The organism is Streptomyces sp. NPDC056628, from assembly GCF_042792555.1.
Taxonomy (GTDB): Bacteria; Actinomycetota; Actinomycetes; order Streptomycetales; family Streptomycetaceae; genus Streptomyces.
Genome location: NZ_JBHTWG010000001.1, coordinates 204434 through 225409, shown reverse-complemented (window position 1 = coordinate 225409; position 20976 = coordinate 204434). Strand labels below are relative to the sequence as shown.

At 71.5% G+C, this 20976-nt stretch carries 20 protein-coding genes and 2 tRNA genes; 11 read left to right on the top strand and 11 right to left on the bottom strand.

All coding sequences use genetic code 11. The features are described from left to right. The first annotated feature begins 16 nt into the window (after positions 1 to 16). The 6 genes from ehuB to ACFRAC_RS00985 all read left to right on the top strand — a co-directional run bounded on the left by ehuB (position 17) and on the right by ACFRAC_RS00985 (position 4170). Complete coding sequence (gene ehuB, locus ACFRAC_RS01010; RefSeq protein ID WP_382919274.1) at positions 17 to 922, top strand: ectoine/hydroxyectoine ABC transporter substrate-binding protein EhuB; 906 nt, start codon at positions 17 to 19, stop codon at positions 920 to 922. Beyond that, complete coding sequence (ehuC, locus tag ACFRAC_RS01005) at positions 919 to 1620, top strand: ectoine/hydroxyectoine ABC transporter permease subunit EhuC (RefSeq protein WP_382919272.1); 702 nt, start codon at positions 919 to 921, stop codon at positions 1618 to 1620. The genes ehuB and ehuC overlap by 4 nt, the downstream gene beginning before the upstream one ends. Then, complete coding sequence (ehuD, locus tag ACFRAC_RS01000) at positions 1617 to 2267, top strand: ectoine/hydroxyectoine ABC transporter permease subunit EhuD (RefSeq protein ID WP_086870787.1); 651 nt, start codon at positions 1617 to 1619, stop codon at positions 2265 to 2267. Before ehuC ends, ehuD begins: the two co-directional genes overlap by 4 nt. After that, the gene (gene ehuA / locus ACFRAC_RS00995) at positions 2257 to 3075 is read left to right on the top strand and encodes an ectoine/hydroxyectoine ABC transporter ATP-binding protein EhuA (protein WP_382919269.1); all 819 of its coding nucleotides are present in this window, start codon (positions 2257 to 2259) and stop codon (positions 3073 to 3075) included. Before ehuD ends, ehuA begins: the two co-directional genes overlap by 11 nt. Before the next feature lie 166 nt (positions 3076 to 3241). Continuing rightward, positions 3242 to 4000 carry an IclR family transcriptional regulator gene (locus tag ACFRAC_RS00990; RefSeq protein WP_382919268.1) on the top strand — a complete coding sequence of 253 codons (759 nt, stop codon included), beginning with the start codon at positions 3242 to 3244 and terminating at the stop codon, positions 3998 to 4000. Between the two features lie 96 nt (positions 4001 to 4096). Further along, positions 4097 to 4170, top strand: a tRNA-Lys gene (locus ACFRAC_RS00985). 61 nt (positions 4171 to 4231) lie between these two features. On the opposite strand, the gene ACFRAC_RS00980 is transcribed toward ACFRAC_RS00985, so the two are convergent. The 4 genes from ACFRAC_RS00980 to ACFRAC_RS00965 all read right to left on the bottom strand — a co-directional run bounded on the left by ACFRAC_RS00980 (position 4232) and on the right by ACFRAC_RS00965 (position 8171). Next, positions 4232 to 4747 carry a DUF3592 domain-containing protein gene (locus ACFRAC_RS00980; protein WP_382919266.1) on the bottom strand — a complete coding sequence of 172 codons (516 nt, stop codon included), beginning with the start codon at positions 4745 to 4747 and terminating at the stop codon, positions 4232 to 4234. A 91-nt stretch (positions 4748 to 4838) separates the two neighbouring features. Next, the gene (locus tag ACFRAC_RS00975) at positions 4839 to 5444 is read right to left on the bottom strand and encodes a lytic polysaccharide monooxygenase (RefSeq protein WP_382919264.1); all 606 of its coding nucleotides are present in this window, start codon (positions 5442 to 5444) and stop codon (positions 4839 to 4841) included. Between the two features lie 119 nt (positions 5445 to 5563). Further along, the gene (locus ACFRAC_RS00970; RefSeq protein ID WP_382919262.1) at positions 5564 to 6703 is read right to left on the bottom strand and encodes an SPFH domain-containing protein; all 1140 of its coding nucleotides are present in this window, start codon (positions 6701 to 6703) and stop codon (positions 5564 to 5566) included. 121 nt (positions 6704 to 6824) lie between these two features. Further along, a complete protein-coding gene (locus ACFRAC_RS00965; protein WP_382919260.1) occupies positions 6825 to 8171 on the bottom strand; it encodes a peptidoglycan-binding protein in 1347 nt (448 codons plus the stop codon). 184 nt (positions 8172 to 8355) lie between these two features. On the opposite strand from ACFRAC_RS00965, the gene ACFRAC_RS00960 reads away from it, so the two are divergent. The 3 genes from ACFRAC_RS00960 to ACFRAC_RS00950 all read left to right on the top strand — a co-directional run bounded on the left by ACFRAC_RS00960 (position 8356) and on the right by ACFRAC_RS00950 (position 12808). Continuing rightward, positions 8356 to 8429 (top strand) — tRNA-Lys (locus ACFRAC_RS00960). A gap of 435 nt (positions 8430 to 8864) precedes the next feature. Continuing rightward, complete coding sequence (locus ACFRAC_RS00955) at positions 8865 to 10874, top strand: glycosyltransferase family 2 protein (RefSeq protein WP_382919258.1); 2010 nt, start codon at positions 8865 to 8867, stop codon at positions 10872 to 10874. Next, entirely contained in the window at positions 10871 to 12808 is a 1938-nt protein-coding gene (locus ACFRAC_RS00950; protein ID WP_382919257.1) for a galactose oxidase-like domain-containing protein, read from the top strand. The genes ACFRAC_RS00955 and ACFRAC_RS00950 overlap by 4 nt, the downstream gene beginning before the upstream one ends. Before the next feature lie 67 nt (positions 12809 to 12875). On the opposite strand, the gene ACFRAC_RS00945 is transcribed toward ACFRAC_RS00950, so the two are convergent. The 6 genes from ACFRAC_RS00945 to ACFRAC_RS00920 form a co-directional block, all read right to left on the bottom strand. Further along, positions 12876 to 13904, bottom strand: a complete 1029-nt coding sequence (locus ACFRAC_RS00945) for a glycoside hydrolase family 6 protein (RefSeq protein WP_382919256.1) — start codon at positions 13902 to 13904, stop codon at positions 12876 to 12878. Between the two features lie 88 nt (positions 13905 to 13992). Further along, a complete protein-coding gene (locus ACFRAC_RS00940) occupies positions 13993 to 14658 on the bottom strand; it encodes a class F sortase (protein WP_382919255.1) in 666 nt (221 codons plus the stop codon). Positions 14659 to 14660: 2 nt separating this feature from the next. Further along, positions 14661 to 15221 (bottom strand): hypothetical protein, encoded by a 561-nt coding sequence (locus ACFRAC_RS00935; RefSeq protein ID WP_382919254.1) that lies wholly within the window; start codon positions 15219 to 15221, stop codon positions 14661 to 14663. A gap of 104 nt (positions 15222 to 15325) precedes the next feature. Continuing rightward, complete coding sequence (locus tag ACFRAC_RS00930; protein WP_382919252.1) at positions 15326 to 16105, bottom strand: HAD-IIA family hydrolase; 780 nt, start codon at positions 16103 to 16105, stop codon at positions 15326 to 15328. Positions 16106 to 16276: 171 nt separating this feature from the next. Continuing rightward, the gene (locus ACFRAC_RS00925; protein ID WP_382919251.1) at positions 16277 to 17101 is read right to left on the bottom strand and encodes a hypothetical protein; all 825 of its coding nucleotides are present in this window, start codon (positions 17099 to 17101) and stop codon (positions 16277 to 16279) included. Positions 17102 to 17210: 109 nt separating this feature from the next. Next, the gene (locus tag ACFRAC_RS00920) at positions 17211 to 18329 is read right to left on the bottom strand and encodes an ROK family protein (protein WP_382919250.1); all 1119 of its coding nucleotides are present in this window, start codon (positions 18327 to 18329) and stop codon (positions 17211 to 17213) included. Between the two features lie 48 nt (positions 18330 to 18377). On the opposite strand from ACFRAC_RS00920, the gene ACFRAC_RS00915 reads away from it, so the two are divergent. Both ACFRAC_RS00915 and ACFRAC_RS00910 read left to right on the top strand, forming a co-directional pair. After that, complete coding sequence (locus tag ACFRAC_RS00915) at positions 18378 to 19451, top strand: Gfo/Idh/MocA family oxidoreductase (RefSeq protein WP_382919248.1); 1074 nt, start codon at positions 18378 to 18380, stop codon at positions 19449 to 19451. Then, positions 19448 to 19954: a heme-degrading domain-containing protein gene (locus ACFRAC_RS00910; protein WP_382919246.1), complete on the top strand. Its 507-nt coding sequence runs from the start codon at positions 19448 to 19450 to the stop codon at positions 19952 to 19954. The genes ACFRAC_RS00915 and ACFRAC_RS00910 overlap by 4 nt, the downstream gene beginning before the upstream one ends. Before the next feature lie 50 nt (positions 19955 to 20004). On the opposite strand, the gene ACFRAC_RS00905 is transcribed toward ACFRAC_RS00910, so the two are convergent. Further along, positions 20005 to 20862, bottom strand: coding sequence for a fumarylacetoacetate hydrolase family protein (locus tag ACFRAC_RS00905; RefSeq protein ID WP_382919245.1), 858 nt, complete (start codon positions 20860 to 20862; stop codon positions 20005 to 20007). Positions 20863 to 20976: the final 114 nt, after the last annotated feature.

Here is a 20976-nt window from a genome sequence, read left to right as displayed (position 1 = left end):
GGGTAGCCGCGCCGCCATGGCTCCACCTAATGGGAACGACAGAGACACCTCAGGGACCACACGCCGGTCGCTGCTCGCGGGGGTGGCGGCGCTCGGTGTGCTGGGGGCCGCGGGCTGCTCGCGCGTGGCCACGGCGTCGACGAAGCACGGCGGTGACCTGCTCGAACGGCTGCGTGCGGCGGGCGTGGTCCGGCTCGGCATCGCCGGTGAGATCCCCTTCGGATACATCGACAGGAATGGCGAACTGACCGGCGAGGCACCTCAGTTGGCCCGGGTCATCTTCCGACGGCTGGGCGTCGGCCGGGTCCAGCCGGTCCCCACGGAGTTCGGCTCGCTCATACCCGGCCTGAACTCCCAGCAGTTCGACGTCGTCGCGGCCGGGATGTACGTCAACCCCGAGCGCTGCGAGCAGGTCATCTTCTCCGACCCCGACTACCAGATGCTCGACTCCTTCATCGTGCGCAAGGGCAACCCGATGGGCCTGCACGACTACAAGGACGTCGTCGAGAAGAAGGCCAGGTTCGCCACCGGCACCGGCTACGCGGAGATCGCGTACGCCGTCGAGGCCGGGTACGAGGAGGGCGACATCCTGATCGTCCCCGACCAGGTCGCCGGCCTGAACGCCGTCGAGGCCGGACGGGTGGACGTCTTCGCCGGGACCGCGCTGACCACCCGCGAGGTGGTGAAGCGGTCCTCCAAGGCGGAGGCCACGGAGCCCTTCAAGCCGCTCGTGGACGGTGAACCGCACGTCGACGGCGGCGCGTTCGCGTTCCGGCCCACCGAGACCGGGCTCCGGGACGCCTTCAACCGCGAACTGGCCGAGCTCAAGAAGAGCGGTGAACTGCTCCGCATCCTCCGGCCCTTCGGTTTCACCGAGGACGAGATGACGGACCTGACCGCGAAGGAGCTGTGCGGCGGATGACCTCGGGACTCTGGGAACTCGTACTCAAGGGCATATGGGTCACGGTCCAGCTGCTCGTCCTCAGCGCGCTGCTGGCGACCGCCGTGTCCTTCGTGGTCGGCATCGCGCGCACGCACCGGCTCAAGGTCGTCCGTTTCCTGGCGGGCTTCTACACCGAGGTGTTCCGCGGGACCTCGGCGCTGGTGATGATCTTCTGGGTGTTCTTCGTGCTGCCCCCCGCCTTCGGCTGGCAGCTGGTGCCGCTGTGGGCGGGCACCCTCGCCCTCGGCCTGACCTACGGCGCCTACGGCTCGGAGATCGTGCGCGGCGCCCTCGGCGCGGTCGACCCGGCCCAGCGTGAGGGCGGGATCGCCCTCAGCTTCACACCCTGGCAGCGGATGAGGCTCATCCTGCTGCCGCAGGCCGTGCCGGAGATGATCCCGCCGTTCTCCAACCTGCTCGTGGAGCTGCTGAAGGGCACCGCCCTGGTGTCGATCATGGGCATGGGCGACCTGGCGTTCAGCGGCAACCTGGTGCGCCTCGCGCTCCAGGAGAGCGCGGAGATCTACACGTACATCCTGCTCATCTACTTCCTGATCGCCTTCCTGCTGACCCGGATGATGCGCGGCCTGGAGAAGCGGCTGAAGGCCGGGGTCGGCAGGGCGCCGAAGAAGGAGACCGCCGCCGTGCGCGTGCCCGAGGGAAGTGGTGTCTCGTGAAGTGGGACTGGAGCGCCGTCTCCGACTTCATGCCGTACTTCTGGGACGGACTGCTGGTCACCCTGCAGATCCTGGTCCTGGGCTCGCTGATCTCCTTCGCGCTGGGACTGGTGTGGGCGCTGCTCATGCGGGTGCCCACGCGCTGGGTGACCTGGCCGGTGGGCGCCGTCACGGAGTTCGTCCGCAACACCCCGCTGCTGGTGCAGCTGTTCTTCCTCTTCTACGTGCTGCCCGAGTGGGGGATCACCGCCTCGGCGCTGACCACCGGCGTCTTCGCCATCGGGCTGCACTATTCGACGTACACCATGCAGGTCTACCGGGCCGGGATCGAGGCCGTGCCGGTGGGCCAGTGGGAGGCGGCGACGGCGCTGAACCTGCCGCTGCGCCGCACGTGGACCGTGGTGATCCTGCCGCAGGCCGTCCGCCGGGTGGTGCCCGCGCTCGGCAACTACGTCATCTCGATGCTGAAGGACACGCCCCTGCTGATGGCGATCACCGTGCTGGAGATGCTCGGCGAGGCACGGCTGTTCGCCCAGCAGAACTTCCAGTTCACCGAGCCCCTGACGGTGATCGGCGTTGCCTTCATCGTCATCTCCTACCTGGCCTCCCTTGCCCTGCGAGCCCTGGAGCGACGCCTTGTCCACTGACACCCACGCCCCGTTCGAGAAGAAGCCCGAGAAGCCCCGGGGCGCCCGGGACGACGCGGCCCCGCGCGGCACCGGCGAACTGATCCGCCTGGAGCAGGTCACCAAGCGGTTCGGCGACCACACCGTCCTGGACCACCTGGACTTCTCCGTGGACGCCGGCAAGCACGTCACCCTCATCGGCCCGTCCGGATCGGGCAAGACCACGATCCTGCGGCTGCTGATGACCCTGCTGAAGCCGGACGGGGGCCGGATCACCGTCGACGGGGACCAGCTGTACCCGGCCGGCGAGAAGCAGGTCCGGGAGATCCGCAAGAAGATCGGGATGGTCTTCCAGCAGTTCAACCTGTTCCCGAACATGAGCGTGCTGCGGAACATCACCGAGGCCCCGGTCACCGTCCTCGGCATGTCCAAGGACGAGGCGGAGGCGCGGGCGCGGGAGCTGCTGGAGATGGTGGGCCTGACCGACAAGCGCGACGCCCGCCCGACGCAGCTGTCCGGCGGTCAGCAGCAGCGGGTGGCGATCGCGCGGGCCCTGGCCATGCGGCCGCAGGTGCTGCTGCTCGACGAGGTGACGTCGGCGCTCGACCCGGAGCTGGTCGCGGGCGTCCTCGACGTGCTGCGGGACATCGCGCGCAGCACGGACATCACCATGCTCTGCGTGACGCACGAGATGAACTTCGCCCGGGACATCTCCGACCAGGTCCTGATGTTCGACTCCGGCCGGGTGATCGAGTCCGGCAGCCCGGAGAAGATCTTCAACGACCCCGAGAACGAGCGCACGCGGGAGTTCCTCGGCGCTGTCCTGTGACGTCGTCCGGTCCCATGACTTTGGCATGTGCCAGTGTGTCGATGTCGCAGTTGAGGGCGCCGGAATCTCGTCAACGACCGCTCGACACGGTCCCCTTGGCCGCTATCGTGAAGGGGACCGGACCAGAACCCGCATCGGGAAGCAATGTGCGACCGCAGGGGGGACCGTGGCGCTGCAGCACGAGCCGAGGACGCCGTACCACGCGGCACAGGGCGCCCTGCGCGTCCTGGAGACCGTGGTCCGCCACGGCACCGGAGTCACCGGCACCGAGCTCGCCCGGCACACCGGCATCGGCCCGGAGCGCCTGACCGGCCTCCTGCGGATGCTGCGCCGGGAGGGGTACGTCGAGCAGGTGGCGGACGGGGCGTACGTCGCCGGGGAGGCGCTGGCCCGCCTCGGCTCCGCGGAGAGCCGGGCGCGGGCGCTGCGGGAGAACCTGCAGCGCACCCTGGACCGGCTGCGCGACTCGGTCGGCGCGGCCGTCTACGTCAGCCGGTACGTCGACGGGGAGATCCGGATCGACCAGTTCGCCGCCGGCCCGGCCACCCCCGTGGTCAACGAGTGGGTCGACTTCCGGTACTCGGCGCACGCCACGGCGATCGGCAAGAGCCTGCTCGGACAGCTCGACCACAACGGGCGGCGGGACCATCTGTCCCGGCACAAGATGGCCCGGCTCACCTCGCGCACGATCACCAGCGACAAGGTGCTGCTGTCCCGCCTGGAGTCCCAGCCGCCGACGGTCCCGCACCTCGACCTGCAGGAGTACGCGGTGGGCACGGTCTGCGCGGCCGTGCCGATCACGGCCGGTTCGTCCGTCGGCTGCCTGGCCCTGTCGCTCCCGGTACGCCACGCCCACCGGCTCCGCCAGGCGGCGGACGCCCTCAACCGGAACGCGGCACCGGTACTCCTGTCCCTGGCGATCTAGGGCCGGGCGGGTGGTCGGAAGCACCCCTCAGGACCGGGTATTATTTTCTTCGTCGCCAGCCGCGGGAGCAGTCAGAACGCGGTCGGCGTGAGTCATGCGCCGCTAGCTCAGTTGGTTAGAGCAGCTGACTCTTAATCAGCGGGTCCGGGGTTCGAGTCCCTGGCGGCGCACACCGGAAGGGCCTCTCGTGGGAGCGAGAGGCCCTTCGACATGTGCGGATTGTCCCGATTCTCACGGCGTCATCGTGACCCCGTCGATCACCACCGTGTCGCTGGTCTCGCCCGTGTTCTCGCCGGAGCCGAACTCGGCCGACATCCCGTGGTACGTGATCATGAAGGCGACGCAGATCACCGCGGCCGCGCCGAGAACGGCCAGGACGCCGAGGGTGGATGCCGCCAGCCCGGCGCGTCCCGGCCTGCGTGCCGTGGCGGCGACCCGGGCGCCCTCCGTGTAGTGGACGGTGACGATGTCGCCCTCCACCGTGGTCGCCGGGCCGTCCTCCTCCTCGAAGCGGACGACGCGGCCGTCGCGCGCGGTGAACTCGTACACGTGGTGCAGCGTCGTGTGCACGGAGGTGTCGCGCCCGCCGCCGTGCGTCGTGGTGAACGTCCGCAGACAGCGGCCCTCGGCCGTCAGCCCGCTGTTCCAGGCGGCGCGGATCTGCCACGAGCGGCGGGTCACGCGGAACCCGATGAAGAGCACGACGGCCAGGATCAGGCAGGGCACGGCGTAGAAGATTGCGTCCATGATGAAGGTCCCCCGAGGTCACGGCCGGCCTCGAACGGCCGGCGTGGCAGGAACCTACCCACGCCGGCCGGGACACTGACTCAAGGGAACCTCAGAACGTGACGTCCGAGCACGCGTAGAACGCGTTGCCGGTGTCCGCGATCGTCCACACCGCGAGGATCACGTGGTGGCCGCTCAGCCCGGTCGGCAGGCGGCCGCTGTGCGAGAGCGTGGACGGCGGGCGCTGGCCGTTGTACGGGACCGTGAAGAACGGCGTCAGGTTGAGGTCGGAGCGGGACAGGTTGTGGTTCTGGTTCCAGCCCTGCTTGGTGACGTAGTACCGGAAGTCGGTCGTGGCGTGCATGGCCGTGAACTGCCAGCGGAACGTGTAGTTCTGACCGCCGGTGACGTTGGTGGTGGGCCAGGCGGCCCCGGACGGCGTCTTCGGCGCGCTCAGCTGGCTGAACTGGCCGAGTCCGCCGTTGCAGATCTGCCCGTCGGCCGGTCCGCCGCCGGGGAAGCCCTTCGGGCCCTCGACGCTCTGCGGCTCCCACTGGATGGACCCGCAGTTGGCGACGGTGCCGTTCTGACACAGCTTCTGGCGGCTGACGGGGAGGTCGGTGTACCCGTGCCCGCTCGCGCCCTGGGTGGACAGGGCGAGCGCTCCGGCCGTGGTGAGTCCGAGCGCGGCGGCGTACAGCTTGGTCCTTCTGCGCATGCTGCTGCTCCTGGGAACGTGGGGGAAGTTCGATGAGCTTGCAGGTCTAGACCAAGCCCCAGATTATTGCTGACGCTTGAACATGTCCATACCAATAGCGGGCTCTGTTCGACACCCCGTCAGCCCGCCGTCTCGCCCCGCCCCGCGCAGAACGCCACCGTCAGATCCTTCACCAGCGCCTTGCGTTCGTAGTCGTCCAGGTCGACCAGACCCCGCGTGGTCAGCCGGGTCACCGTGTCCTCCACCGAGTCCACGACCGAGGTGAGCACGGTCGCCCGGTTCTGGGCGTCCAGCACGGCGATCCGGCGCCGGTTCATGGCCGCGGCCACCTCGGGGGCGTACTCCACCCGCAGCGGCCGGACCGAGAACACCTCGAGCCCCACCGCCCCGGCGTCCCGCACCACCAGCCGGGTCAGCGCGTCCCCGGACGCCTCCACCGCGCCCCGGGAGGCGCCCGGCATCTCCACCGGGATCCGGGCCAGCGCCGCCTCCACGCATTCGCGCAGATACGACTCGTGGTCCTCGACCGCGAGCGTGGCCCGCGCGGTGTCCCGTACCCGCCACACCACCAGGACGACCGCCCGCAGCGCGACCCCGCTGCCGTCGGCCGCCTGCATCGGCTCGCTGCGCCAGTGCCGCAGCCGTACGTCGACCCGGCGGCGCAGCAGCAGCGGGTTGACCCACAGCAGACCGGTGCGCCGTACGGTCCCCCGGTAGCGGCCGAACAGCCCCAGCACCCAGGCCCCGCCGGTCCGCCCGCGCGCCAGCCCGCCGAAGCCGAACAGGCCGAGCGCCCCGGCACCGGTGTACGCCGCCCACTGCGCCGGTCCGAGCCCGGCCCCGGCCGACGCCGGGAGCCCCAGCGCCTGCACGGCCGCCGCGGGCAGCACCCCCGCCCACCACGAGGAGACCAGCGCCCCGGCCGCCGCGCACACGCCGGCGACCAGGCCGACCGCGCCCGGCAGCACCCGGGCGGGCCGCTCCACCAGCTCCGGGTCGACCCGGAGGTCGGGCCGGGGCTTCGGCTGCACCGGCCGGCGCACCCGGGGCTGCTCCCCGGTGCCCTGCCGGCGGGCCACGACCGTCGGGCTCAGCGGCACCGGCACCGGGTCCGGTTCGTCGCGGAAGAGCAGATGGACGGGGATCTCCGTGGTCGCCTCGTTCTGGATCAGCCGTGCGGGCCGCACGGGGGGCTTGGCCGGCCCGTCGAGCCCGTCGAGCCCTTCGGGCTCCGGGGTGTGGGAAGTGGTCGTGGTCATGCGTTGCCTCCAGCCTCCGCGCCAGATGCGTCACAGGGGATAAGGGTGCGGCGCCCGGCGCGCGCACCCGGTGTCCGGACCGCCCCTCGGTCCGGTGCGCGCCTTCGCGCGCCGGGTCCGGCTACGCGAACAACCGCCGCCACGTCTCCGGCCCCGGGTAGCCGTCCGCCGCGCCGCCCCGCCAGCCCTGGGCACGCTGGAAGGCCTCGACGGCACGCCGGTCGGCATCGCTCCAGCGCGGCCCCGGTCCTGACTTGTAGTACCTGCCGAACCCCTTCCCCACCAGCCGCTCGCCGAGCCTGGTGACGTACTCGTTCTCCGCGCCCGGCCGGAACGCGGCCCGCCCCGGATAGCCGGACACCCCGTGGGACGCGGGCTGCTCCGGCGCGCCCGCCCCGCCCTGGACGTCCTTGCCCTGACCGGTGACCAGCAGCTTCCAGGTCGCCTGGCCGGGCAGCCCGTCCGCGTCCTGGCCCCGCCAGCCCTGCGCCCGCTGGAACGCCTGGGTCGCGCGACGGTCGGCGTCCGTCCAGCGCGAGCCGGGGCCCGAGGCGTAGTACCGGCCGGCGCCGCGTTCGACGAGCATGCGGCCCAGCCGGGTGACGTGCTTGTTGTTGGCGCCGGGACCGAAGTAGGCACGCCCCGGGTAGGGCGCCGCACTCGCCGGTTCGGCCGGCCGCTGCGGTTGCCGGGGCTTCGGCTGCTCCGGCCCGGCGGTGTCCGGCTTCGCTCCCGCCGTGCCCTTCACCAGCCCCTTGTAGCGGTAGGCGACATAGCTGTCGGAGTGGCTCCAGTAGGCGTACGGGGTGGTCTGGCGGCGCGCGTGCGGGGGCGCCGACTCGTAGGCGACGTAGGAGGAGTGGGTGTGGTCCGTCCAGCCGCCGAAGATGACGACGTGCGAACCCTTCTGGGGGTCCGCCGGATTGTGGAACAGCAGAATGTCGCCGGGCTGGAGATCCTCCTTCTTGATGCGGACGCCGTACTGGGCGAGGCTTCCCGTCCATTCGTTCCCGGGCAGGCTCCAGGCCATCGAGACGAATCCGGAACAGTCCTGCCGGTATCCGTCCGACCAGAATTTGTACATGCTGTACGGAACCTTCGCCGCCACCCATTTCTTCGCCCGGTTGATGATCTCCGTACGGGTGGTGGCGGGGGTCTCCGTCCCGGCGGTCGGTGCGGCGGGCGTGCCGGCGGGCCCGTGCAGCGGAGCCTTGTCGCCCTGCGGGGTACTGGGCTCGTCACCTGCGGGGACGCCCGGCCGGTCGGGCGCCTCGGGCGCGGCCGCGGCGGCCGTGTGGGCGGCGGCGAGCGTGCTGGACGCGGCGGCGGCGAGTACCAGGGCGCGGTGGGCCGCCGGGTGGCGGCCGGTCGTGGAATGCGGCAGGACGCGCCGCCAGTGGACGCATCCCGGGCACTCGCAGTCACTCGCCGGATCGAATTCCTCGAACACCGGAGTCCGAGTTTCCATGCGATTCCCTTCACACTCCAGACGGAACATTCCTCTGCTGTGCACGTCGCCAGTTTCCCAACTGTCGTCCGCACCCGCATGTTGACGGTCCGAATGGTTTACAGGCCGCTCCCCCGGCCCCGGCGCCCCTCGGCGGGCGGTCGGGAGCACCGGCGAAGGTCATGTAGAGTGACGGCGTCAGCAGGCGCCGCTAGCTCAGTTGGTTAGAGCAGCTGACTCTTAATCAGCGGGTCCGGGGTTCGAGTCCCTGGCGGCGCACAGACGGTCCGGAAGCCCCTCGCTCGCGCGAGGGGCTTCCGGCGTTCCGGCATCCATGTGTCCACGACGGCCACACAGGACCTCCACAGCTGCCACAATGAGCGCGTATGACCGGTAAACACCGCGTTTCGCATCTTGCGATCATGCGGACCCGCGTAGAACCCTGGGGTGGGGTTTTTCACGATGCTGCGCATACGCGGCAGTTGGGGGGCAAGGAGCCGGTTGCCGGTTTTCGGGGGAGCGGGGGCCCCGTTTTCACGACCGCATGCCGAGGGGGGCATGATGCAACCGGAAGGTCGCGTTTCCATGTCTAACGTGTGGAAGATGTGGTGACCGCGGCCCGCCACTGATACGCCTGTGAAGGTCGAGGGGGATCGGCACAGTCGTAAACGGAACCGACATACACGCGGTGACCTGCGTGTGGGGGGATGACTCATGACGTCGACGCCGACGGGCGCCCGGCGGGACTTCGACCCGTCACAGACCACCCAGTTGAGGGTGCCAACGCACCGGACCGGGGCCTTTCGCCGGATAAAGAAGACGCTGCCGAAGTACGACTACGAGCACTACAGCCGGCTGGCCGGTCCCCTCACGCAGCCCGACCCGAACAAGCCGTACCGGGTCCAGTACCGCTCGCTGATCTCGCAGGAGCCGCACCGCATCCGGGTCGCCCTGATGCTGGCCGCGGCCCCGGTGCTCTCGCTGGTCCTGCTCTTCTGGCTGCTGCAGCCCGAGCACTGGACCGAGCGGGACTACCCCGCCTTCGACTGGCTGCCGGCGCTCGACATCGTGATGCTCGTCTCGATCGGCCTGATCGAGTTCTTCCGCTGCATGAACGTCCTCTCCAACGCGCACGCCACGCTGGTCGCCCGCGACCCGATCCCGGTGGTGCCGGAGACCGGGACGAGAGTCGCCTTCCTCACCTCCTTCGTGCCCGGCAAGGAGCCGCTGGAGATGGTGACCAGGACCCTGGAGGCGGCCGTCAAGCTGCGCCACCGGGGTCTGATGCACGTCTGGCTGCTCGACGAGGGTGACGACCCCGAGGTCAAGGAGGTGTGCGCCCGCCTCGGTGTGCGCCACTTCTCCCGCAAGGGCGTCGCCAAGTGGAACCAGGCCAAGGGCCCGCACCGCGCCAAGACCAAGCACGGCAACTACAACGCCTGGCTCGACGCCCACGGCGACGACTACGACTTCTTCGCCTCCGTCGACACCGACCACGTGCCGCTGCCCAACTACCTGGAGCGGATGCTCGGCTTCTTCCGCGACCCGGACGTCGGCTTCGTCATCGGCCCGCAGGTCTACGGCAACTACGACAACTTCGTCACCAAGGCCGCCGAGTCCCAGCAGTTCCTCTTCCACGCCCTCATCCAGCGCGCGGGCAACAAGTACGGCGCGCCGATGTTCGTGGGTACGTCGAACGCCGTACGCATCAAGGCGCTGAAGCAGATCGGCGGCCTGTACGACTCGATCACCGAGGACATGGCGACCGGCTTCGAGATCCACCGCCACAAGAACCCGGCCACGGGCCGCAAGTGGCGCTCGGTCTACACCCCGGACGTGCTCGCCGTCGGTGAGGGCCCGAGCGCCTGGACGGACTTCTTCACCCAGCAGATGCGATGGTCGCGAGGGACGTACGAGACGATCCTCAAGCAGTACTGGAAGGGCTGGTACTCGCTGCCGCCGAGCAAGCTCTTCAACTACACGATGATGATCATCTTCTACCCGATGTCGGCCCTCAACTGGATCCTGGCCGCGCTGAGCTGCGCGCTGTTCCTGGGCCTGGGCGCCTCGGGTGTGAACATCGACCCCACGATCTGGCTGATGCTGTACGGCAACGCCTCGGCCCTCCAGATCGGCCTGTACGTCTGGAACCGCCGCCACAACGTCTCGCCGCACGAGCCGGAGGGCTCCGGCGGTGTGGCCGGCATGGTGATGTCCGCGCTGTCGGCGCCGCTGTACGCGAAGGCCCTGATCGACTCGGTGCTGCGCAAGAAGAGCAAGTTCGTGGTCACGCCCAAGGGCGACTCCGCGAGCCCCGACCGCTGGTTCGGCACCTTCCGGTACCACTGGTACTTCATCGCGATCTTCGGCGCCTCGATCACGGCGGGATTCGTCTACGGGCACTCCCACCCGGCGATGATCATCTGGGCGACGTTCGCCATGCTGATCACCGCGACGCCGATCTTCGCCTGGCGCTACATGCTGCGGCAGGAGAAGAAGAAGCCCGCCGCGCACGCCGCCCGGTCCGCCGGGAGCGGGCAGCAGGACGCGGCACCGGCAGCCGGCCCGGCGGTGCCGTACCAGCCGCAGCCGCTGCCCTCGCACGCCACGCCGCACGCGCCCCACGGCCAGCAGAAGCCGACCTGGGCCGCGTCGGGCAGTGGCGGCGGCAACGACCAGACGATGCAGATCGCCCTTGGTGGACTTGGGGGACGTAAGGAATGAACGACCGTGCAGGCCGCCGCCGCGCCCGTCGACTCGCGATAGGCACGGCGGTGGTGCTCGCGCTGGCCGGAATGAACGGGCCGTGGCTCTATCGCGTCGGCACCGAGAAATACCACCAGTACCAGATCAACAAACCCGAGTACAAAGCCGCGAACGGCAAGTGGGAGATCGTCGAGTTTCCCGAGGAGTACCGCCAGAACACGATTCACGCGGCGCTCCTGCACACCGGCAAGGTGCTGCTCATCGCCGGCTCGGGCAACAACCAGGACAACTTCGACGCGAAGCAGTACGACACCCGGATCTGGGACCCGGTCAAGGGCACCATCAAGAAGGTGCCGACGCCGAACGACCTGTTCTGCACGGGCCACACCCAGCTGTCCAACGGCAACCTGCTGATCGCGGGCGGCACCAAGCGGTACGAGAAGCTCAAGGGTGACGTCACCAAGGCCGGCGGCCTGATGATCGTCCACAACGAGAACCCGGACCAGCCGATCACGCTGCCCGCGGGCACCAAGTTCACCGGCAAGGAGAACGGCAAGACGTTCGTCTCCAAGGACCCGGTGCTGGTGCCGCGCGCGAAGAAGGTGTTCGACCAGGCCACCGGCGCGTTCCTGCGCAACGACCCCGGTCTCGGCCGGATCTACGTCGAGGCGCAGAAGCAGGGCACCAAGTACGAGACGGGCACCCAGGACAACTACCGGATCCAGGGCCTGTCCGGCGTGGACGCGCGCAACACCTACGGCATCGCGCAGAAGCTCGCCCTCGACAAGAAGGACTTCCAGGGCATCCGGGACGCCTACGAGTTCGACCCGGTCGCCGAAAAGTACATCAAGGTCGACCCGATGCACGAGGCCCGCTGGTACCCGACGCTCACGACCCTGGGCGACGGCAAGATCCTCAGCGTCTCCGGTCTCGACGACATCGGGCAGCTGGTGCCGGGCAAGAACGAGGTGTACGACCCGAAGACCAAGAAGTGGACGTACCTCGACAAGACCCGGCAGTTCCCGACGTACCCGGCGCTGTTCCCGCTGCAGAACGGCAAGATCTTCTACTCGGGTTCGAACGCCGGCTACGGTCCCGACGACGTGGGCCGTGAGCCGGGCATCTGGGACGTGGACACCAACAAGTTCACCAAGCTGCGCGGCCTGAGCGACGCGAACCTGATGGAGACGTCCGGCACGGTGCTGCTGCCGCCCGCGCAGGACGAGAAGTACATGGTGGTCGGCGGCGGTGGCGTCGGCGAGTCCAAGAAGTCCAGCGAGAAGACCCGGCTGATCGACCTGAAGGACGACAACCCCGAGTTCGTGGACGGGCCGTCGCTGGAGAAGGGCACGCGCTACCCGCAGACCTCGGTGCTGCCGGACGACTCGGTGCTGGTGTCGGGCGGTTCGGAGGACTACCGGGGCCGCGGCGACTCCGACATCCTCCAGGCGCACCTGTACCGGCCGGGCGCCCAGGAGCTCGACCGGGTCGCCGACCCGCTGGTGGGACGCAACTACCACTCGGGCTCGATCCTGCTGCCCGACGGCCGCGTGATGTTCTTCGGCTCGGACTCGCTCTACGCCGACAAGGCCAACACCAAGCCGGGCAAGTTCGAGCAGCGCATCGAGATCTACACGCCGCCGTACCTGTACCGGGACGCGCGGCCGTCGCTGTCGGGGGGCCCGCAGACGATCAAGCGCGGCGGGAAGGGCACCTTCAGCTCGCAGCACGCCTCGTCCGTGAAGAACGTACGGCTGATGCGGCCGAGCGCGTCCACGCACGTCACGGACGTGGACCAGCGGTCGGTGAAGCTGGACTTCCAGGTGTCGGGCGACCAGCTCACGGTGACCGTGCCGACGAACCGGAACCTGGTGCCGTCGGGCTGGTACATGCTCTTCGTGACGGACGACCAGGGCACGCCGTCCAAGGCGCAGTGGGTCCGGGTGCCGTAGCGCTCCCGAGGCCGCACGGACGACGGCCCCGCACCGGTGAGGGTGCGGGGCCGTCGCGTGCACCGGGTCACTTGCTGGCTCTGGCCAGTCCGAGGGCGTACTTCGCCCACCACTGGCCGGCCTTCGGGCCGCCCTTGCACTCGCCGTCCGACTCCCCGGGGCGCTTGACCCAGACGAAGGCGTCGACCAGCGGGTCCGGCGTCTTCGTCGTCGGGGTCTCGCCCAGCGCGCGGCCGGGCGGGTTGCACCAGCGCTCGTTCGGGTCGCCGCCCGTGTAGGGGCCGTTGCCGTTGCGGCTGGTGTCCACGACGAACGGCTTGCCTCCCACGCGTGCGGAGAGCTGCTTGCCGTAGGCGATGGAGTCCCTGGTCGTGTAGAAGTTCGAGACGTTCACCGCGAAGCCGTCGGCCTGCTCGACGCCCGCCCACTTCAGCGGCTCGAAGATCTGGTCCGGGTGCCCCCAGCCGGCGTTGCCCGCGTCCAGGTACACCTTGGTGTCCTTCAGCGACTTGAGCTTGGTGATGGCGCCCTTGAGGAGGTCGTAGCGCTCCTCGTGGAACTCGTCCGGGGTGCAGCCGTCCACCAGGTGCAGCACGGCGTCCGGCTCCAGCACGACCGTGGCGCCCCGGTCACCGATGCCCCTGGCCACCCCGTCGATCCACTCCCGGTAGGTGTCGCCGTCGGCGGCGCCGCCCTGCGAGTACTGGCCGCAGTCGCGGTGCGGGATGTTGTAGAGGACCAGCAGGGCGGTGCGGTCCGCCTTGGCGGCGGCCTCGGTGTACCCGCGCGCCTCGCGCTCCGGGTTCTCCGGGCCGATCCACTCGCCGGTGGGCTGCTCCGCGATCTTGCGGATCTGCTCGGCGTCCTCCTTCTTGCCGTCCTTCTCGTACACGGCCACCTGTCCGGCCGCGTTCCCGTCCGGGTTCACCCAGAACGGGGTCCTCCCCTTGGGCTGTTGGCCGATCCTGGCGGCGTTCTCGCCGTCCGGTGTGTCGCCGTCCCCGGAGGAACATCCCGCGATCAGCAGTGCCGCCCCCAGCAGCACCGCGGACGTGCGCGCACGAGCGACCCCCCAGGCCCCCCTCTTCTGGTACATCCAGCTCCCCCTCGGGTGCACTCTTCCGAGGCTCAATCCTGACATACCCGGTGGCGGGCCACGCGAGGTCCGCGGGCCGCCTCCGGCGCTATCCGCGGCCGGTGAGGTAGGCGGAGACGACCAGGTTCGCGGAGTACGTCCGGGTGGCCCGGTCGAAGGTGCCGGCGCAGGTGATCAGGCGCAGTTCCGCGCGGCCCGGGCGGTGCGGGCCGTACACCCACCCGGCGTCGAACTCGTCGCGCCGCACCGTCCGCACCTCGTCCACGGTGAACTCGGCGACCCGGCCGCCGGCGCGCAGCACCCGCACCCGGGCGCCCGGCCGGAGCGCGGCGAGCCGGTGGAAGACGGCCGGGCGGGCCTCGGTGTCGGTGTGCCCGACCATCAGCGCGGGTCCCGCGGCCCCGGGTGCCGGACCGGCCGCGTACCAGCCGACGGCGGCCGCCTGCCGGTACGGGGGCGAGTCGACAGCTCCGTGCGCGTCCAGGCCGCGGGCGACGACGGGGGCCCTTACGCCGAGCGCCGGGATCTCGACCCTCTGCGGCACGGCGTCGGTCAAGGGCCGCGCCGCGGGGGGCAGCCGTACGTCGGGCGGTGGGCCGGCGGGGATCAGCGTGCCCGCGGCGGGCGGGGAGGACGGGTGCGGCCGGACGTCGGTGACCTCCCAGCCCCACAGCCACAGCCCGAGCAGCAGCGCCGCCCAGACCGTGCCGGTGAGCAGGCGGCCGCCGAGGCCGGTGCGTTCGCGTGCGGTCACGGTCAGCGGGGCCGCCTGCTCCGCCGGGCGCTGCGCAGTGCCACGGCGGTCGCGGCGACACCGGCGAGGACCAGCCCCGTCACGGTGTGGGCGGTGCCGGGTCCGGCCTCGCGGGCGTCGACCATGGCGAGGCGGGTGGCGCCGCCCCCACCGGCCCGGACGGGGGCGGTCGGGCTGGCGGCGGGCGGGGGCGGTGCCCCGTGGCGCTGTGCGCCGGCCGGACCGGTCGTACGGCGCGCGACGGTGACGGAGCCCGCGCGGGTGGTCTCCCCGCAGCGGACCCGTACGTCGTAGCTGCCGTCCTTCAGCGTGGACCGGACCCGGCTCTCCCCGCCGAGGGTGCCGTCCTCGGTGACCGTCAGGCGGGCGTCGGCGACGAACGCCGGGGAGACGGCGGTGGCGGTCCGGCCCGGGCATCCACTCACCCGGAGGGCGACGTCGCCGCCGGGGGCGGCGGGCGACGGGCCGACCGAGACACCCCCGTCCGCCGCGTGGGCCGCCGGGACGGCGCTCACCGCCCCCAGGGCGGCGACAGCACTCAGAGTGACGCGCAGTGATCCCATCGTGAACCTCCAGATACAGGGAGGCTCCCCCGCTGAGGCGGGCCCCGCATCCTGTGCGGGGCCCGCATTGCTCCATCCGGGTCGGATCGGGCCCGTACGGAGTTTCAGATCCGCTCGACGAGGTCCGCGATGGAGTCGACGACCTGGGACGGCCGGTACGGGAAGTTCTCCACGTGCTCGTGCCGGGTCAGGCCGGTGAGCACCAGGAAGGTCTGCATACCGGCCTCCATGCCGGCCAGGACGTCGGTGTCCATCCGGTCGCCGATCATGGCGCTGGTCTCGGAGTGGGCGCCGATGGCGTTCAGGCCGGTCCGCATCATCAGCGGGTTGGGCTTGCCCGCGAAGTACGGCTGCTTGCCGGTGGCCTTGGTGATCAACGCGGCGACCGCGCCGGTCGCCGGGAGCGGCCCTTCGGCGGAGGGACCGGTCTCGTCGGGGTTGGTGCAGATGAAGCGGGCCCCGTCGTTGATGAGCCGGACCGCCTTGGTCATGGCCTCGAAGGAGTAGGTGCGGGTCTCCCCGAGGACGACGTAGTCCGGCTCGTGGTCGGTGAGGATGTACCCGATGTCGTGCAGCGCGGTGGTCAGGCCCGCCTCGCCGATGACGTACGCCGAGCCGCCGGGCCGCTGGTCGTCCAGGAACTGGGCGGTGGCCAGGGCGGACGTCCAGATGTTCTCCAGCGGCACGTGCAGGCCCATGCGGTTCAGGCGGGCGTGCAGGTCGCGCGGGGTGTAGATCGAGTTGTTGGTGAGGACGAGGAAGGGCCTGCCGGAGTCGCGGAGCTTCGTGATGAACGCGTCGGCGCCGGGGATGGGGACGCCCTCGTGGATGAGCACACCGTCCATGTCGGTGAGCCAGGACTCGATGGGCTTGCGGTCTGCCATGGTGATGTGACTCTCCTGGCCTGCGTGCGGAGACGGGCTGCGGGTGCCGGAACCACGCCGTACCGGCTGCTCCAGCGTAGTCAGGATCGGACGGCCCCGACCTCGCCGATCATCGGTGACCGGCCGCCGTCCGGGGAAGGCCCGTGCCGCGCGCCCGGGGACTTCGGCGGCTCAGCGGCGCTTGCGGGCGATCAGGAGGGTGGCTCCGGCGAGCAGCAGGGCCAGGGTGGTGGTGAAGGTGACGCCGGGCGGTGAGGTGAGGCCGGTGCGGGCCAGTTCGTCGGCGAGGGTGAGCCGCTCCCGAGGGGACTCGCTGGGGGACGGGGAGGCGTCCGGGTCGGCGGGCGGTGCCGAGGCGTCGCGGTCGGCGGGGCCGCTCGGGCCGGCCGTGCCGTCCTGGTCCGGTGCCGGGGACGGGTCGTCCTCGTCGGCGGAGGCGGCCTCGATGGTGAACCGGTAGTCGTCGGACTGGCCGACCCAGTCGCCGTCGCCGTCGTGGCGCTGGACGACGGCCGCGTTGGCGGTGACCTCGTTGGGGACCGCGTCGGAGGTGAGGGCGAGGCGCACCTTGACGGTGACGGTCTTGCGGGGGCCGACGGTGAAGCCGGGGAAGCCGTCGAAGGCGCCGACGAGTTCGTCCTGGTCGGTGGTCTCGAAGTGGACGGGCCGGGGCCGGTCGTCGCGGCCGCCCGGGTAGAACTCCAGGCGCGGCTGGGACGGGGTCAGGCTGCGCTTGGCGTCGACGAGGACGACGACGGGGTGGATGCCGGCGCAGGTGCGTCCGGTCCGGTTCTTCAGGTCCAGGTACCAGGTGCCGGATCCGCCGCCCGCCGTGTACGCCTTCGGCCCGCCGTGCAGGCGGGTGGCCAGGGGGAAGGTGCCGCCGTCGCCGGCGCAGCCGGGGGCGGCCGGTTCCGCGCCCACCGGGGGCGCGACGGCGAGGAGGGCGGCTGATGCGAGGCAGAGGGCTACGGGTGTGTGCAGTCGCATGAACACATGACCATGCCGGCCCGAAGGGCCTTCAGGGCGACGCCTTCCCGTACGGGCGTGCGGGACCGCCCGATCGGCGCAGGACCGCCACCCGGCCGGGCGCGGCCCGCCGGGGTCACCCCTCGGCCCGGCCGAACAGCGGCGCGAGCAGCAGCTGCGCCGCCCCCTCGGCCACTCCGTCGCCCGCGCCGGGGGCGAGCCGTACGGGGACCGTCTCCTCGCCGGCGCGGCGGGCGCGGGCGTCGAGGACGGCGGCGACCCCGTCGACGAAGGTGTCCGGTGCGGCGGCGACGGTGCGCCCGCCGAGCAGGACGAGGTCGACGTCGAGCAGCGCGACCAGGTTGCCGGCGGCGGTGCCGAGCACACGGGCCGCCTCCGCCGTGTCGCCCCGGGCCACGGCGGCCAGGCACAGGGCCTCGACACAGCCCCGGTTGCCGCAGCCGCAGGGCGGGCCGTCCAGCTGAACCACCTGGTGCCCGAACTCGCCGGCGCCGGTGCGGGTGCCGCGGTGCACGGTCCCGCCGATGACGAGCCCGCCGCCGAGTCCCGCCCCGAAGTGCAGATAGGCGAAGGAGGCGCCGGCCGTCTCCGCCGGGCCGACGGCGAGGGCGAGGGCGGCGGCGTTGGTGTCCTTGTCCACGACGACGGGCAGCGACAACTGCCGCAGGAGCACGCTGCGCAGCGGGAAGCCGTTCCACTCGGGGAACCCGGTGACGCGGTGCAGGACGCCGCGCCGGTGGTCGAGCGGGCCGGGCAGCGCCACCCCGACGCCGAGCACCGGACCCGGCCGGGCGGCCCCGGACACCAGGTCCGTCACCTCGCTCACCAGCCGGTCGACGACCGTGTCCGCACCGGCCCCGAGATCCAGGGCGGCGCCCCGCCGGGCCACGACGGCGCCGGTCAGGTCGCAGAGCACGGCGGTCAGCTCGTCCCGGTCCAGGTGCACGCCGACCGCGTGCCCGGCCTCGGGGACCAGCCGCAGCACGGTCCGCGGCTTGCCGCCGGTGGAGGCCCGGCGGCCCGCCTCGGCGGCGAGGCCGTCGTCCCGCAGCCGCGCCGTGATCTTGCTGACCGCCTGCGGGGTGAGCCCGGTGCGCTCGGCGAGTTCGAGCCGGCTGATGCCGCCGGGGCCGGCCGTGCGCAGCAGATCGAGCACGAGCGCGGTGTTGTGGCTGCGCAGGGCGCCCAGGTTCACCCCGCCGGCCCCGCCTTCCGTCCTGTTCACGCCTCCCATTGTCCCTGGCGCTTGCACTTTGGCAACAGCGTTGCGAAAGTGGGGCGCATGAGTGCTACTCCCCTCCGCGTGGGCCTCGTCGGCTACGGCCTGGCCGGCTCCGTCTTCCACGCCCCGCTGATCTCCACCACCGAGGGGCTCGCCCTCGACACGGTGGTCACCTCGAACCCCGAGCGGCAGCGGCAGGCCCGCGCCGAGCACCCGGACGTGCGCGTCGCCGCGTCGCCGGACGACCTGCTCGCCCGCGCCGGCGACCTCGACCTGCTCGTCGTCGCGTCCCCGAACAAGACGCACGTCCCGCTCGCCACCGCCGCCCTGGAGGCGGGCCTGCCGGTCGTCGTGGACAAGCCGCTGGCCGGCACGGCGGCCGAGGCGCGGGAGCTGGCGGCGCTGGCCGAGGAGCGCGGCCTGCTGCTGTCCGTCTTCCAGAACCGCCGCTGGGACAACGACTTCCTGACCCTGCGCCGGCTCCTCGCCGAGGGCGAGCTGGGCGACGTCTGGCGCTTCGAGTCGCGTTTCGAGCGCTGGCGTCCGCAGACCAAGGGCGGCTGGCGGGAGTCCGGCGACCCCACAGAGATCGGAGGTCTGCTCTACGACCTCGGCAGCCACGTCGTCGACCAGGCCCTCGTCCTCTTCGGCCCGGTCACCCAGGTGTACGCCGAGGCGGTCGTCCGCCGCTCCGGCGCCGAGACCGACGACGACACCTTCCTCGCCCTGACCCACGCGAACGGCGTCCGCTCCCATCTGTACGTCTCCGCCACGACCGCCCAGCTCGGCCCGCGCTTCCGGGTGCTCGGCTCGAAGGCCGGGTACGTCAAGCACGGCCTGGACCCGCAGGAGGCGGAGCTGCGCGAGGGGCGGCGGCCCGGCGACGGAGCGGACTGGGGCACCGAGCCCGAGGAGCTGTACGGGCGGCTGGGCGCCGGCGAGTCCCCGCTCACGGGCGGCGGCAGCCCCGTCCCCACCCTGCCCGGCGACTACCCCGCCTACTACGCGGCCGTCGCGGCGGCCCTGCGCGACGGCGGCCCCAACCCGGTGACCGCCCTGGAGGCGGCCGCCGCCCTGGACGTACTGGAGGCGGCGCGACGCTCCGCCCGTGACGGAGTGACGGTGACCCTGTGACGCACACAAGCGGACCGACCCCCAAGTTCCAGCCCGAGATCACGCCCTCGCTGGAGGAGCTGGAGGCCCAGGAGCGGCGCCTGGTCTTCCCCCGGTTCACGCACGAGGACGCCTGGGCGCTGGGCTCCCTGCTGGTGGAGCTGGCCCGGGAGCGCCAGGCCCCGGTCGCCGTCGACATCCACCGCGCCGGGCAGCAGCTCTTCCACGCGGCGCTGGCGGGCTCCACGCCCGACAACGACGCCTGGATCGCCCGCAAGCGCCGGGTCGTGGAGCGCTACGGCGCCTCCTCCTACCTCGTGGGCGCCCGGTCCCGGGCCAAGGGGACGACGTTCGAGGAGTCCTCGCGGCTGGACCCGGACGTCTACGCAGCCCACGGCGGCTCGTTCCCGATCACCGTGGAGGGCGTCGGGGTCGTCGGCGCGGTCACGGTCAGCGGGCTGCCGCAGCTGGCGGACCACCGGATGGTGGTGGAGGCGGTGGAGAGCTTCCTGGCGAAGCGGTAGGACGCCGGGACCGTGTGGCGCGGTCTCGCCACGCCACACGGTCCCGCCCGTCACGCCTGCGCGAACTCCTGGCGCTGCCGGCCGAGCCCTTCGATCTCCAGCTCCACCACGTCCCCGGCCCGCAGGTACGGCTTCGGCTCGGGCCGCCCCAGCGCCACCCCCGCCGGCGTCCCCGTGTTGATGACGTCACCGGGGTAGAGGGTCATGAAGCGGCTGACGTACCGCACGACCTCGCCCACCGGGAAGATCTGCTCGGCCGTCGTGCCGTCCTGCTTCAGCTCGCCGTTGACCCACAGCCGCAGCGCGAGGTCCTGCGGGTCGGGCACCTCGTCGGCCGTCACCAGCCACGGCCCCAGCGGGTTGAACGTCTCGCAGTTCTTGCCCTTGTCCCAGGTGCCGCCCCGCTCGATCTGGAACTCCCGTTCGGACACGTCGTGCGCCACCGCGTACCCGGCGACATGCGCGAGCCCCTCCTCGGCGGACTCCAGATAGCGGGCCGTACGGCCGATGACGACCGCGAGCTCGACCTCCCAGTCCGTCTTGACCGACCCGCGCGGCACCAGCACGGTGTCGTCGGGTCCGACGACGGTGTCCGGCGCCTTGAAGAAGACGACCGGCTCGGACGGCGGCTCGGCGCCGGTCTCGCGGGCGTGGTCGTGGTAGTTGAGGCCGATGCACACGATCTTGCCGATCCGCCCGAGCGGCGGCCCGATCCGCAGCCCCTCCGGGTCCAGCGCGGGCAGCTCGCCCGTGGCCGCGGCGGCACGGACCCGATGGAGCGCCTCGGGGTCGGCGAGCAGCGGTCCGTCGATGTCCGGGACGACGCCCGACAGGTCCCGCAGGGTCCCCTCGGCGTCGAGCAGCGCGGGCCGCTCCGATCCCGCCGTACCGACGCGCAGCAGCTTCATGGTCACAATCTCCCTCGATCGTGGGGCGCCCACCGGCGGGTGCAGCCATCGGAGGACTGGTCGATCCTCCAAGCTGCACGACCAGTCCGCAAGACCCGGTTCACGTACTGGACC